We start from the raw sequence: 13,600 nt of genomic DNA, 5'->3' as shown, positions 1-13,600 counted from the left end.
AGGTGAAGGCAGTGGTAGAAGGACACGTGGCTGAGTGTGGGGCGGCTGCGTGGACGCGACGATGAAAGACATCGACAACTCGCTCGCTGGCAACCTGAAACCGCAGTGGCGGGAAAAAGACACCTCGCAGGCTGCGACCCGGCGACAGCCCTAGATCGAAGGGAGTTGACCGGTTACATGGGAGTGAAGTGGCCGCCTTCGCTTTTCAATTTTTTGGAGGGAATGACCACTTCTTTGCCGTCGTCCCCCGTTGTTTCCACGTAACCGATACCGTGGCAGGAGATGCCGTGGCGTTTGCAGATTTTCTGCACCGCCTCGGCGTCGTTGGCGTGCTCGACGATCACGCAGAACCCCACGCCCATGTTGAACACCTCGTACATCTCCGCATCGCTGATCTCCCCCCGTTGTTGAATGAGTGAAAAAACAGGGGGAATGTCCGGCAGGGGATCGATGACGAAGCGGATGCCTTTTTTCTGCACGCGGAGCAGGTTGAGCAGACCGCCGCCGGTGATGTGCACCAGCGCGCGCAGGTCGAGGCCCGTGTCGAACATCTCCAGCACCGCGGGAACGTAAATATATGTCGGTTCCAGAAGTTCCGCGCCCAGCGTGCGCTCCAGAGACTCCTCGTATTTGTGAACGTTTTCCTTCTGCTCGTCTTCTGTTTCGCCCAGCAGCACGCGTCGGGCCAGGGTGAGCCCGTTGCTGTGCACCCCGCTGGACGCTATTCCCAGGATCAGGTTGCCTTCGGCAATGTTCTGCCCGGTGTTGATGCGGTCGAGCTGAATGTGCCCCAGCGCCGCGCCAATGAGGTCGATGCCGCAGATGATCTCGCGGATCTGGGAGATCTCGCCGCCGGAAATGCTGATGCCCGCCTGCCGCGCTCCCTCCGCCAGGCCCTGGCCCAGTTGATCGAAGACCTGCGGCTCCAGGTGCGAGCAGGCGATGTAGTCCACCATGCTGACGGGTTTCGCCCCGATGCAGATGAGGTCGTTGACGTTCATCGCCACGCAGTCGATGCCGATGGTGTCGTACTGGTGCATCATTTCGGCCACGCGCATCTTGGTGCCGACACCGTCGGTACAGAGTGCCACACCGGTTCCGTTGCCCAGGTCGATGACATTGGCGAAATAACCGATGTCGGCTTTGACCGGAAATTCGGTGTTGAACTGCCGGGTCGGCAGGATGTGTTTGAGTATGTGGTCGAGCGCGGTTTCAGCGCCGGTCTGGCTGACGCCGCTTTCTTCGTATTTTGAAGGGGTCGGGTTGTTGTTCGGCATGGCAGGTCGCAGGGTTGATGGAGTTTTTTTAACTATATCATTATTGCCCGGACGGTTGAATCTTTTTGGAAACCGCGTGTGCGCCAAAACAGATGACGAGGTTGAGAGTCATTCCCAATACGCCGGAATGGATGCCCCACACCTTCGGGTGGTTTGCGTCGGCGAGGCCCAGGTCGCCGGCGAAGTTCAGTCCCATGGCTAAAGCCGACCCTGCCAGCAGGCCCGTCATCACCGCCCGCGCCCCGAGGCGCGTCGTGTGCACGCCCATGTAAAACGCGGGCACGCATTGCAGTAGCAGATCGAACTTGACCTTGAGCAGTTGGATGAGCGTGCCTTCGTAACCCAGCGCCAGCCCGGTGATCGGCACCATGAGCACCCAGGTCAATATTTTGCCGATGCGCGTCAGGTGCTCCTGCGTTGCATCCGGACGCACGTACTGGCCGTAGAGATCCTGTGTGATCATGGAACTGATGCTGAGGAGCGCCGAGTCGGCGGTGGACATCACCGCCGCGAGGATCGCTGCAAAAATGAACACCACCAGCCAGTAACCCAAAGCCGAGGCCAGCATCACCTCCCGGCACAACAGCGCCAGCACGGTCTCCGACGGCACCACCGCCTCTCCCGTCTCAGCGAGAAACAGGCGGTCGATATCCGGGTAATGCGCCGCCATCAGGATGCCGACGCTCACCGCGATCACCGTGGTGAGGAGCGGCATGAATCCCATGGCGGCGAGCGACCGCTTGAGCGCGCCGGAATTTTTTGCGGCGTAGATGCGTTGCAGGGCCTGAGGGTAAATGGCCGCGCCGAGGCCGACCATCAATATGAAACTCAACCACGTGCGCGCGCCCTCGGCGGTGGGCGGTTCCACTTTAAACCGTGTTTCGGGATGGGCCGCGAGCGTGTTCAAGGCCTCGGTCAGGCTTCCCAGCTGACCGAATGCGAGGAACAGGAGGATGACAAACCCGGTCATCAGGATGCCGCCCTGGATGACGTCGGTCCACGCCACACTGCGCATGCCGCCCAGCGATTCGTACACCAGCATGATGAGGGCGAGGCCGACCACACCCACCCACATCGGAATGCGGCCCTGCGAGATGCCGGCGAACGCCGTGCCCAGCGTTTTCATCTGTGCCAGCGTGAAATTGCACAGCACGTACACCATGATGAGCGTCACCGCAATGCGAAGGGCGTGACTGCCGAAGCGGTGATAGACGTAATCCCCCGGCGTGATGAATTGGTGGTCCCGGCTCAACCGGTGCAGGCGCGGCGCGAAAATGAGGTAGGCGATGACGATGGCCGTCATGAAGTGCACGCACACCAGGAACCGCAGGCCTTCCCGGTAGGCCGCACCGCTGAACCCGAACAGCGTGTTGCCGCTGTACTGCGTTGCGTAGAGCGTGAGCACCAGCACGAGGAACCCCATCTCCCGCCCACCGAGAAAAAAATCGTTGAGGCTGTTTTCTTTCCGCCGCGAATAGGCGTACCAGCCGATGCCCAGCAGGGAGAGGATGTAAATGGCGACGACGAGCAGTGCGCCCGGCCCGAAGGGAAGTTCCGTCATGCGGCGGGGTCCTCGTCTTCCGGTTCCCGCCACGCGCTGAGCGTCACCCACGCGATGAAACCGCTGGCGGCGACGCTGACCCCCAGCGCCAACACGGCCCAGGCCGGAAAACCGAGCCAATAACCTTCGATCGGCCACACCGGCACCATCGCCGCGATCAGCAACGCGAACACGACCCACACCCAGCGGGGAAGCCGGGTATCGTTCACAGAAGGGGAGGCGGGTTTGGAAGAGGAAGAGTTTTCGGGCATTAAAAATGGTTGAAGAGGTACGTTACGGATACACGCCCATTTCGAGGTAGCTGTTGGCGATTTTTTCGATGGCGATGGCCATGGCGGCGATGCGGTACGACTCCACGTTCTCATGCCGCCAGAAATATTCGCGCATGTGCTGAAACGCTTCGCGCATGGAGTCGTCGAGTCCGGAGAGCACCAGTTCGCCCTCGCCCGGCCCCACCATCAGTTTGGCGGCAAGGGTGCCCTCGATCTTATGGCCGTTGCTTTCCAGCGCCTGGATGAGCAGTTCGTTCTGCGTTTCCTCCCAGCGCCGCGTCATGCGTCCGAAACGGATGTGCGACAGGTTCTTGATCCACTCGAAATAGGAAACGATGACGCCGCCTGCGTTCAGGTAGATGTCCGGGATCATACACACGCCGCGCTTGCGCAGAACGGTTTCCGCGTCGAAAGTGACCGGACCGTTTGCCGCTTCGGCGATCAGTTTCGCCTGGATGCGCGGCGCGTTTTCCAGCGTTATGACCGCCTCCATAGCGGCGGGAATGAGGATGTCGCATTCTTCTTCGAGGAGCGCGCGCCCCTCGTCGTAAAACTGTTCACAGCGGAAACCCTTGACGCCGCCGTGCACCTTTTTGAATTCCGCGACCTCATCGACGTTGAGTCCGGCAGAGTCGTACAGGCCGCCATCCCATTCGATGATACCGATGATCTTGGCACCGTCTTCGTCCTGAAGGATTTTGGCGGCGTGGTAGCCGACATTGCCGAGGCCCTGAACGATGATGCGTTTGCCTTCCAGCGTGCCTTCAAGCCGCGCCTGTTTTTTGTCTTCCGCGTGGCGGAAGAACTCGCGCAGGCCGAACACCGCACCGCGTCCGGTGGCCTCCACACGGCCGCGGATGCCGCCTGCCGACACGGGTTTGCCGGTGACGCAGGCGAGGTGGTTGATGTCCGTCGGCCGATGCTGGATGTAGGTGTCGGCGATCCACGCCATCTCGCGCTGGCCCGTCCCCATATCCGGAGCAGGGACGTTCAATGCCGGGTTGATGAGGTCCTTCTTGATCAGCTCGTACGCGAAGCGGCGGGTGATGCGCTCCATGATGTCCGTTTCGTACAGTTTGGGATCGACCACCAGCCCGCCTTTGGAGCCGCCAAAGGGCACGTTGACCAGCGCGCATTTGTAAGACATCAACGCCGCCAGCGCCTCGACTTCGTCCTGCGTGACCATCGGTGAAAAACGGATGCCTCCTTTCACCGGAAGTTTGTGGTTGCTGTGCACCGCCCGCCAGCCGATGAAACTTTCGAACCGGCCGTGGATGCGTACCGGGAACCGCACCTGGTACACGTTGACCGCGCCTTTGATGAAATAGGACAGGCCTTCCGGAATATCGAGCGTCGCGGCGGCGAGATCGAAAGACAGGTTGACGTTTTCGCGAAAACTTTTTTCCTGGGTGGTCACTTTCGTCATACGGGGTCGGGCTCCTCTGCGGTTACATCGCATTTAACAATGTAAAACCCCCAAGCCCGGCTTTACAGTAAAAAATGCCCGAATTGGGAAATTTATCAATTGCCTTCATTCCACTCTTCGGAAGAAATGGAGCCAGGTAGGGGCCGTGTTAATATGCTTTTTTTAAGCTGGGAAATAATCCGGAAAAGGTCATGCAACAGCGCACCCATGAATTCACCGTCTCCACGCGGGGACGAGGACTGCACAACATCAACGCCACGCTGGTGGACTGGGTGGGACAGCAGGGGTTGACCACAGGACTGTTGAACGTGTTCCTGCGGCATACCTCGGCGTCGCTGGTGATCCAGGAAAACGCCGACCCTGACGTCCTGCACGATCTGGACGCGTACCTCACGCGGCTGGTGCCCGACGGCGATCCCCGGTACCGGCACGATGCTGAAGGTCCCGACGACATGCCGGCACATATCCGCGCCGCCCTCACGCAATCGCAGATCGCCATTCCGCTGGTAAAGGGACGCCTCACCCTCGGCACCTGGCAGGACGTGTACCTGTTCGAACACCGTACCGAGCCCCATCGCCGGAAGGTCGTTTTGCACCTGATGGGAGAATGATTTCAAAAATTACAGGGATTACCGATACGGCTTGACCGTTTCCTCCAATCCTTTACACTAATTAAAGTCGAACCCGCGGCCGATACGATGGCATGAGCCGCATCCACGTACTTGTCATCATTTCTGACGCCCCCACTGCCACCCCTGTGGCGGAGCTTGTTGTGGAATCCAGTACCAAACGAAAAATCTGGCAGGCTGTTTCGCTGGTCCTGTTGCTGATCGGCGGATTTTTTTATTACGTGCATTTCACCGGCAACCCTTTGCAGTTGGCCTTCGTCGAGGAAATGAAAAAAACCGGCCTGCTGGCCTCCATGCGTTACAGCAGTGCGCTGGATAAATTCAAGGAAGGCCGCTTTGAGGAATCATTGAGCACGCTCGCACCCCTGCTTCAGAAAAAAAACGCTCCCCCCGATCACCTGGCGCTGGGGGCGTGGTTGAGTTACCGGTTTGACCGCTACGCGCGGGCATTGGAACTGGCAGAGAGGGCGCTGGAGAAGGACCCCAGCCGTGCAAGGGAACACGCCCTGGCCGGGGCTTGTTACCTGGCGGGCGGACATGTGGACCAGGCCATCGAGCATTCCAAGGAGGCGGTTCGGCTGAACCCCAGACTGTCCCTGCCTTACCTGACCCTGGGAGAAATCCTTGTCCGGCAGGACCGTAATGAAAAAGCCGTTCTGGTCATCAAACGCGGCGCCCGCAACAATCCCCGTTCCGTCAAGGCGTGGAACCTGTTAAGCTCGACGTACCTGAAAATGGAGCAGCTGGACAAGGCGATCCTGACCGGGCAGGCCGCTCTGGAGATCGATCCCGATTCCCCGGAAGCGCATTACAACCTGTCCCGTGCCTACTACAAGCAGAAGGATTCCGGTCCCGCCATCCGCCACATCCAGTTGGCGGAGGACCTGTACGAGGCGCAGGGCGACACCAACTGGATGGCGCAGGCCCGGCAGGCCAAGGAAGTGATGCTGAAAGAATTCAAGATGCGGCCGGAAGACATCATCCATTAACGCCCCCGACACCGACAGGGAATTGGTCATGACCGATTTCACACCGGACAACCCGGAACCGGGCAACGTCCCGACGGATCCCGCCGAGATTCATTTTCGAAAGGCGTGGCAGTGCCGCCGTGCGAAAAAACTGGAAGAGGCGGTCGCCGAGTTCGAAAAGTCATTGAGCTACGACCCCAACCACCCGGCGACCCACTTCAACCTGGGGCTGGTGGCGGACCAGATCGGGCAGGGGCAGAAGGCGGTGCACCATGCCGAAAAGGCGCGCGATCTGTTTCTGCAGAAGAACGACCCCTCCAAACAAGCCACCGCGCAACGCCTGCTCAACAAGCTCTACCGCAAATACCCGGAACACGATCCTTCGCGGAATACCTGAACAAAAAAAGGAGGACCCGGAGGTCCTCCTTCAATGAAACGCAATCACGCGATACGCGGTCCGTCACGTTTCAGAACCGCACCTGTCCTGCCTAACTTTTTTCCTGTTGCACGAATTGGAAGCGCCGGATGGTGAGCGCGGCGACGATCACCGCCACCATGAAGCCGCTCAACGCCGCTCCGCCGAGAATCATCACAACGGAAATCGGGATGTTGGTCAGCATCCATTCGAGGATCGTGTGCAGGCCCAGCCACGATTCGGGGCTGGTCATCCAGCCGTGCAGGGCCGTGCCCTCGAACAGGAACGTCCAGATCATCATCAGCGGCATGAACTGCCAGTCGCCCGCCTGCAACCACAGGAACACCTGGTACAGCAGGAGGCCGGTGCCGATCGCGCCGATCAGCATGCCAAAGCCCCACAGGGCGAAACTGATGCCGCCGCAGACGTAGTCGAAGGCGGTGAACTTGCCGTAAAGAAATTTGATCTCCTCTTTCATGCGCTCCCAGCTTTTCCAGAAGCCTTTCTGCACGAGGAACTTGAGCGCGTCGGCGAGGTCCGTCAGAAACACGCGGGTGTTCTCGGCGCCCTTCACCATGTCCTTGGCCATTTTGGGTCCTTCGGCCATGGTTTCCTGATAAATCGTTTGTTTGGTCGTCATGTGTGATGCCCCTCCATTTGCCTTTCAAACAGGTTACGGGACAATAATAAAAACTACCTTTAGAGTAGTCCGGGTGCGGCCCGGATCGCAATATCCCTTTGTACTGTTTAGATGAAATCGAAGAGGTCCCGATGCAAGCTTTTCCAGGAAAATCCTTTCGCGAACTGATTTTGAAAACCTTTATCAGCGGACTGCCTCCGGGGCAGTCGGCCTGAGGCCGCAGGCCGTTTGGCGCTTGCGTGAGGGATTGCAGTTGAATTAGGGAAAGTTAAAAGGGAACCGGCCGCGTTCCAAATGCAAACCGTTCTCTTCAAGCGAGGCTGGGTGGATTTGCTTTTTGGGGTGATGGGATAAAATGGTAAGGTGAAGGCGCACGGAACCAATGGGTCACGACACGACATTTCATTCAATCACGGGGAGTTTATGATTGCAGGCTACGCCACGCCGGAAGGCACGAAGCAGTACCGGGACCGGTTCGAACTTCAATGCGGTGAGGAGCATTTTCAAAAAGCGGGGCCGCTGTACTGGTCTTCGGTGGGCCTCGGCACCTACCTGGGTAATGCGGACGACGACACCGACGACCTGGTGTACCAGTCCATCGTCAATTGCGTGAACGCGGGCATCAATGTCATCGACTCCGCCATCAATTACCGCGGCGAGCGCGGCGAGCGGTGCGTCGGGCGCGCGCTTGAGGAGTTGATCGGGCAGCAAGCGGTGCATCGCAACGAGGTGATCGTCTGTTCCAAAGGAGGATTCCTGCCGCAGTCGCTGGGCGTCGAGTGGTTCCAGGAACAGTACGGCACGGGCGAGGAGCCGGCCATCAGCTTGGACGACCTGGTGGCGGACTGCCATTGCATGCACCCGCTTTATTTGCAGGACCAGTTGGAGCGGAGCCGCCGGAACCTCGGTCTCGAAACCATCGACATCTACTACGTGCACAATCCGGAGACGCAGTTGGGCAACGTGCCGCAGGAGGTGTTCTGGGAGCGGCTGGAAAAGGCGTTTGCGTTTCTGGAGCAGGCGGTGACCGAGGGCAAGATCCGCGCCTACGGGCTGGCAACGTGGAACGCGTTGCGCCTGCCGCCGGGGCAGGCCAAGCACCTGTCATTGGAACGTGCCAAGAAGATCGCCCGGTCGGTGACGGAAAGCGGGGCGGACCATTTTCAGTACGTGCAGTTGCCGTTCAACCTGATGATGCGCGAGGCGGTGGGGCGGCCGACGCAACCGCTCAATGGCAAGAACACCTCCGCTGTCGTCGCCGCGCGGGAGTTGGGATTGATCCCGGTGGTCAGCGGCTCCATCGCGCAGGGCAAGCTGGAACCGCTCTCCGAAGAACAGCGGCACCTGTTCGGCGACGCCCCCTTCAACGACCTGCAAAGGGCGTTGCAGTTCACGCGCAGTACGCCGGGCATCGCCACCGCGCTGGTGGGCATGAAGCGCCTGAACCACATCGAGGAAAACCTGGCGGTGTGCCGGGAGGAACCGATGGACGGGGCGCAGTTCAAGGCGGTTTTCCAATCTCTGTAGTTAGACACATCTTTGCTCATTTTGGGCGTTCATTCCTTTTTCCTCAATAATCCGAAAAATGTTTCTACTCGAAACCACTTGGAAACAAAGGAGTTGCGAAATTTTAACCAAAAAAATCAATATAACCTGACAAAACTGTAGAATTTTCGGGAAAATGTTATATACTTCGCGTTCGCAGGATCATTTCTTGCGTAGCAAGTACACATTTTATTGGCTGGAAAGCTGGTTGTTCAGGCCCTTCCTGAGGGTTTAAAAACCAGTGCATAAATCGCTTTTGGACCGGGGAGGGGAACTTTGTCCGAAAGCCGATGTGGCGCTTTTGCGGCTGACGAGCGCCCGGATTTTGTATTTCACCCCTCCTCAAAATCAGCCAGACATCCAAACAATCCACTCAGGGACGTCCGTATTTGGGCGGGCACATTCTTCAGGAAAGCGCGGAAGGGTTTGCCAAAAAAGGCTCCACTTCGGAGCACCTAAACTATATCCGTTCACCCGTATTCTGTCAAACAAAAACTAATAAATTGGCCGCCCAGTATAAAAAAATCGATTTGAAGGAAGTGGGGCAGCGCATCCGCAGTTTGCGCGGGTCATTGAGCCAGCTGGCGTTTGCCCGCAAACTGAATGTGCACCAGGTGGACATCAGTCGGCTCGAACGCGGCGAGACGGTGAATCCTTCGCCGGAACTGTTGCTGAATATCTGTCGATTGCAGGAGCCGACGGTGAGCCTGGAATGGCTGGTTTCCGGCGAGGGACCCAAAGTAAAAGATTCGGTTCAGAAAAACGAGGGTAGGGTCTCAGCTGCGGAGGAGGAATTTCTGCGCCTCAGCGATGTGTATCGGAATGCATCCCCCAACTTCAAAGCCTCGCTGGACCACCGGGAGATGGTGGATCACCTGGCTTTCAAGAAAAAATGGTTGCAGGAAACCCTTCAGGTTCAAGAAGACGGGCTGGTGCTGATCGAGGCCATCAGCGACAGCATGGAACCGACCTTGTCCCCGGGTGACCTGTTGTTGATCGACGGTTCGGTGAATTACATTCGCGACGACGGCATATACTGCCTGCGAACGCCAAGAGAGGAGGTGCTGTTAAAACGCCTCCAAAGACTGCCGGGTGAGGGGCTGGCCGTCAAGTCCGACAACCCCAAATACGAGCAGTTCATTCTGTCCGAAGAAGACATCCCGCGTTATGCCATCATCGGCCCGGTCATCTGGATTGGCCGTCGGTTCTGACCCCTTTCCCGCACACTTACCCTTATTTTAATCAGTCAGGAAATTCGACGATTCGCACCGCCTCTTTGAGGTTGAGGAATTTGGCGCTCAGGCGCAGTCCCGTCTTCCGGCAGTGTTTCAGGTTGATGTGCAGGGTGTAGCGCATGGACCCGTTGTCTGCGGACGTCAGTACGAACTGGATCATGCCGTCTTTTTTCGTGAATCCTTCCATCTCGCTCACTGTCACGATGGACCGGCTGGAGATGAGTTCCCTGAGGTCATCCCAACGGATTTTTTCGGAGGGCAATACATAAAGGAGGTGGCATGATCGGATCGATTCGGCAAGTTCCGTGTTAACGGAGAGAAAAGGCAGGATGCCCCGAGACAGGATTTCCAGATGCACCGGCCGGCCCTGTATGGAAAAACCGGATTCAATGATGAGCCGGTCAATGGTCCGGGCCATGCCCTCGACATCATGACCCAGTACGCAGAAATTGATCGGACTGTCGGATGCTCCCAGCTTCGATGAAGGCCACGTCGTGTATTCGGCGATGTAGCGCAGGTAAGCCACCTTGAGTGCCGTGGCTTTGGCCTGGTCAAATTTTTCCGGAACCTGGCCTACGATCATCTGGGAAGGGAGGTGGAAACCGGAAATAAAGAGCCATGCCATCCCGAGCAACAGCATCGCCCCCCACTTCCTTTGCATTGGGTGTTTTCCCTGAAACCGGACCATTTCAATATCTCCAGACCACTTGTCCGAAGACGGAGCGTTCAATGAGCGAAAGGTCTGTGGTCTGGGCGGTGCCGGTCGCGAGTTCAAGATGATGCGGGTCGAGCAGGTTGCGTCCCACCACGCTGAACTCCCAGGAGGGACTGGGACGCCAGCCGAGACGCAGGTCCAGCCGCGTGTAGGATTTGATCCGGGTGGTGCCGGCCAGAATGGAGTCCACGTAGTAAAGAATCTGGTCGAATTCGAACTGGCGCGGCAGGTCGATGTGGGAGCGCACGTTGAACTGGTACATCGGGTCCACCTGTTCTTCCTGGCCGATGGTGGTGTCCTGGCTTCCCGGTTCCAACTCCAGGTTCAAATCGAACCAGGTGAATGCCGTTTTCAGTTGCCACCAGTCCAGCGGGTTCCAGTTGACTGCGGCCTCCACGCCGTAGCTGTACCCGGACTTGCGGTTCTGGAAGGTGAGCGGCACCACCGGGTGGGCCGGGGCGGGAGTGGCTTCTACAAACACGGCCCCCTGTTCAAGCGTCCTCAGGTTTTCGTAAAAATTCATGAACGTGGCGATGTCCACCAGCAGGTCTTTTCTCGGCTGAACCCGGTATCCCAACTCCAGTGCGAGTACGTCTTCCGACTCAAAGTCCTCTTTGCCAATGAGCGCGGTGATGGCCGGCCCGGCCGGACCCGGCTGGTTGATGCGCAGGGAATCGTCGCCGCGGGACGGAATGCGCACCGCGCGGGACACCGCCGTCCATACGGTGTGTTTGGGGTCGGGTGTCCACAATAGACGCGCGCTCGGCTGGTACTCGAAACCGGTGTAGTTGTTGACCGAAAGCTTGGTGCCGACGGTCAGGGTCCACAGGTTCGGCGACAGCACGATCTGGTCCTGCACAAAGCCGCTGGTGATGTAACTCAACCGGCGGTCGGGGTCGAACTGGAAGCCCAGGGTGTTTTCAAAGGAGTCGTCGTAGAACCGGTGGCCGAATCCCCAGATGATTTCATGGCGCGGTCCCATCTGGAACCGGTGCTGGAAATCCAGGTCGTAAGTGTCGATGGTCAGGTCCGCGATCTGGAAGGTGCGCCGGTGCTGGCGGTTGTAATAAAACTGCAGGGAGAAGTCGGAGTCCTCGCTCAACTTTCGGTCCCATTTTGCGAGGAACATGCCGCCGTCGATCTTCCAGTTGCTTTGCTGAACGCCGGCCTGGGGCGGAGCGAACGAGACGAATCCGTTCCGGTTCCTGCGCTCCAGCTCTCCGTCATAATAATTTCCGGAAAAGGTGAAGGTGTTGGATGAGGAGTGGTTCCAGTCCACGCGAAACCCGCCGCGTCCCACACGGTAGTCGTCCACTCCTTCCATGCCCTGCATGGTGTCGAGCGGGGCGCGTTGCACATATTTTCCCCAGACGCGGTAGGCGGTTTCCGGACTGGCCTGTCCTCCGTAACGGAAGGAATCGATGGTGTGGACCATGGTGCCGGCCCCCGCGCTCACCAGGCCCCCCTGCGTGTGCTGTGCGGACTTGGTGATGATGTTGATCACGCCATTGACCGCGTTGACCCCCCACAGTGAGGCCCCCGGTCCGCGGATCACCTCGATGCGTTCGATGTCTTCCAGGATCAGGTCGACCTCGTCCCAGAACACTCCGGAGAACACCGGCGTGTAAATCGACCGGCCGTCGATCATCACCTGAAGCTTGTTGGCGAACCGGTTGTTGAAACCGCGTGCGGAAATGGCCCAGCTGGCGGAATCGATCTGCGCCACCATCATGCCCGGCACCAGCCTCAGAGCTTCCTGCACGCTGGTGGCCCCGGTGCGGCGCAGGTCTTCTCCAGTGAGCACATAGATGGCGGATGCGGTTTTGTAAACGGGTTGTTCTTTTTTGGCGGGAGAGGTGACGGTGATCTGGAACAATTCCTCCAGCGGCACCTCCATCAAGGTATCGTGCGGCTCCGAAAAAACCGGCGGCGCTTCCACCGCAAACGATTCCCCGGGTTCAGCAAAGCCCGAATGGGCCTGTGTTAAGATGCTCCCGGTAAAGAGCAGGAAGAATAAGAGAAGCCTCGGGAATCGATAGAGCATGTCAAGGGGGTTACCTGCCGATCCAATCAAGCGAAATTCAGAAAGGCCCAGAGAGGGTGCAGGAAGTTCGGGACCGCATTCAATTATAGTTTTCTGTTTCGGGTATTCAAATTCTGTTCATACCCTTTTGGCTTGACCTGGAGCCGTGATAAATAATTGAAACCGCTTTGTTTGAATCTCTATGCTGGCGCCTGGTCCCTCCCTTATCGAAACCCGGGCTTTGGAACATTAATTATTGCGGATTTTGTATGAAGGGGAAACCCTCAAAGTCCCTGTGAACCGTGAAATTTTCAAATATATCGGTTTTTCGAAAAAGGGCCAGCGTCTTCGGACGGGAAAATATTCCGGGTTTGCGTTTGGGGCCCGGGGGAGTATCATTCCGGTTTTTGGTCTGCCGCGTGGGCGGGGATAAAGAATAAAACGGCGAGGACGGAAACATGGCCATTTCTGAAAAGGTGTTGGGGTTCATGGAGCGGGCTTCGTGGATCCGCAAAATGTTTGAGGAAGGCATCCGCCTGAAGCAGGAATTCGGCGAGGAAAACGTATTCGATCTGTCCCTCGGCAATCCCGTGGCGGAACCGCCGGAAGCGGTGAAGGCGGCCATCGTCAAAGCCGCGCAGGACCCTGCACCGGGCAGGCACCGCTACATGCCGAACGCCGGGTTTCCCGATGTGCGCGCCGCCATCGCGAACGCCCTGTCGGCGGAATGCAAGGTGACACTGGGTCCGGACGACATCGTCATGATCTGCGGCGCCGCCGGCGGGCTCAACATCGCCCTCAAAACCCTGCTCGATCCGGGTGACGAGGTGATCGTTTTCGCGCCGTACTTTGTCGAATACTTTTTTTACGCAGACAACCACGGCGGCCAGGCGG

At 58.2% G+C, this 13,600-nt stretch carries 13 protein-coding genes; 6 read left to right on the top strand and 7 right to left on the bottom strand.

The genetic code is table 11. The annotated features are described in order from the left end of the window. Nucleotides 1-173: 173 nt before the first annotated feature. The 4 genes from purM to TX82_RS01505 are packed head-to-tail and all read right to left on the bottom strand — an operon-like array spanning nt 174 to nt 4,536. On the bottom strand, nt 174-1,277 hold the full coding sequence (gene purM, locus TX82_RS01520; protein WP_005006074.1) for a phosphoribosylformylglycinamidine cyclo-ligase: 1,104 nt from the start codon (nt 1,275-1,277) through the stop codon (nt 174-176). 40 nt (nt 1,278-1,317) lie between these two features. Next, nucleotides 1,318-2,838: a sodium:solute symporter family protein gene (locus tag TX82_RS01515; RefSeq protein WP_005006072.1), complete on the bottom strand. Its 1,521-nt coding sequence runs from the start codon at nt 2,836-2,838 to the stop codon at nt 1,318-1,320. Continuing rightward, nucleotides 2,835-3,089, bottom strand: coding sequence for a hypothetical protein (locus tag TX82_RS01510; protein ID WP_005006070.1), 255 nt, complete (start codon nt 3,087-3,089; stop codon nt 2,835-2,837). The genes TX82_RS01515 and TX82_RS01510 overlap by 4 nt, the downstream gene beginning before the upstream one ends. A 22-nt stretch (nt 3,090-3,111) precedes the next feature. Beyond that, entirely contained in the window at nt 3,112-4,536 is a 1,425-nt protein-coding gene (locus tag TX82_RS01505; protein ID WP_005006068.1) for a Glu/Leu/Phe/Val family dehydrogenase, read from the bottom strand. 191 nt (nt 4,537-4,727) lie between these two features. Here TX82_RS01505 and TX82_RS01500 point away from each other — a divergent pair, with 191 nt between their 5' ends. The 3 genes from TX82_RS01500 to TX82_RS01490 all read left to right on the top strand — a co-directional run bounded on the left by TX82_RS01500 (nt 4,728) and on the right by TX82_RS01490 (nt 6,530). Further along, the gene (locus TX82_RS01500; protein ID WP_005006067.1) at nt 4,728-5,147 is read left to right on the top strand and encodes a secondary thiamine-phosphate synthase enzyme YjbQ; all 420 of its coding nucleotides are present in this window, start codon (nt 4,728-4,730) and stop codon (nt 5,145-5,147) included. Between the two features lie 92 nt (nt 5,148-5,239). After that, on the top strand, nt 5,240-6,154 hold the full coding sequence (locus TX82_RS01495; RefSeq protein WP_005006066.1) for a tetratricopeptide repeat protein: 915 nt from the start codon (nt 5,240-5,242) through the stop codon (nt 6,152-6,154). 28 nt (nt 6,155-6,182) lie between these two features. Then, nucleotides 6,183-6,530, top strand: a complete 348-nt coding sequence (locus TX82_RS01490) for a tetratricopeptide repeat protein (RefSeq protein ID WP_005006065.1) — start codon at nt 6,183-6,185, stop codon at nt 6,528-6,530. 91 nt (nt 6,531-6,621) lie between these two features. Here TX82_RS01490 and TX82_RS01485 read toward each other — a convergent pair whose 3' ends face one another. After that, a complete protein-coding gene (locus TX82_RS01485; RefSeq protein ID WP_005006064.1) occupies nt 6,622-7,188 on the bottom strand; it encodes a hypothetical protein in 567 nt (188 codons plus the stop codon). Nucleotides 7,189-7,611: 423 nt separating this feature from the next. Here TX82_RS01485 and TX82_RS01480 point away from each other — a divergent pair, with 423 nt between their 5' ends. Together TX82_RS01480 and TX82_RS01475 are read left to right on the top strand one after the other, a co-directional pair. Then, nucleotides 7,612-8,715: an aldo/keto reductase gene (locus tag TX82_RS01480; protein ID WP_005006062.1), complete on the top strand. Its 1,104-nt coding sequence runs from the start codon at nt 7,612-7,614 to the stop codon at nt 8,713-8,715. A gap of 521 nt (nt 8,716-9,236) precedes the next feature. Then, entirely contained in the window at nt 9,237-9,944 is a 708-nt protein-coding gene (locus TX82_RS01475; RefSeq protein WP_144079053.1) for an XRE family transcriptional regulator, read from the top strand. Nucleotides 9,945-9,975: 31 nt separating this feature from the next. Here the strand turns inward: TX82_RS01475 and TX82_RS01470 are convergent, their stop codons facing one another. Together TX82_RS01470 and TX82_RS01465 are read right to left on the bottom strand one after the other, a co-directional pair. Then, entirely contained in the window at nt 9,976-10,629 is a 654-nt protein-coding gene (locus TX82_RS01470; protein WP_187291888.1) for a YfiR family protein, read from the bottom strand. A 28-nt stretch (nt 10,630-10,657) separates the two neighbouring features. Continuing rightward, nucleotides 10,658-12,727, bottom strand: coding sequence for a TOL_0244 family TonB-dependent receptor (locus tag TX82_RS01465; protein ID WP_005006056.1), 2,070 nt, complete (start codon nt 12,725-12,727; stop codon nt 10,658-10,660). 437 nt (nt 12,728-13,164) lie between these two features. Between TX82_RS01465 and TX82_RS15575 the strand changes: the two genes are divergently transcribed. Next, a partial coding sequence (locus tag TX82_RS15575; RefSeq protein WP_042250273.1) for an aminotransferase class I/II-fold pyridoxal phosphate-dependent enzyme occupies nt 13,165-13,600 on the top strand: 436 nt, incomplete at its 3' end.

The organism is Nitrospina gracilis 3/211 (assembly GCF_000341545.2).
GTDB classification, from domain to species: Bacteria; Nitrospinota; Nitrospinia; order Nitrospinales; family Nitrospinaceae; genus Nitrospina; species Nitrospina gracilis.
The sequence above is the reverse complement of the archived record's forward strand: the minus strand, read 5'-3'. Positions and strand labels throughout refer to the sequence as shown.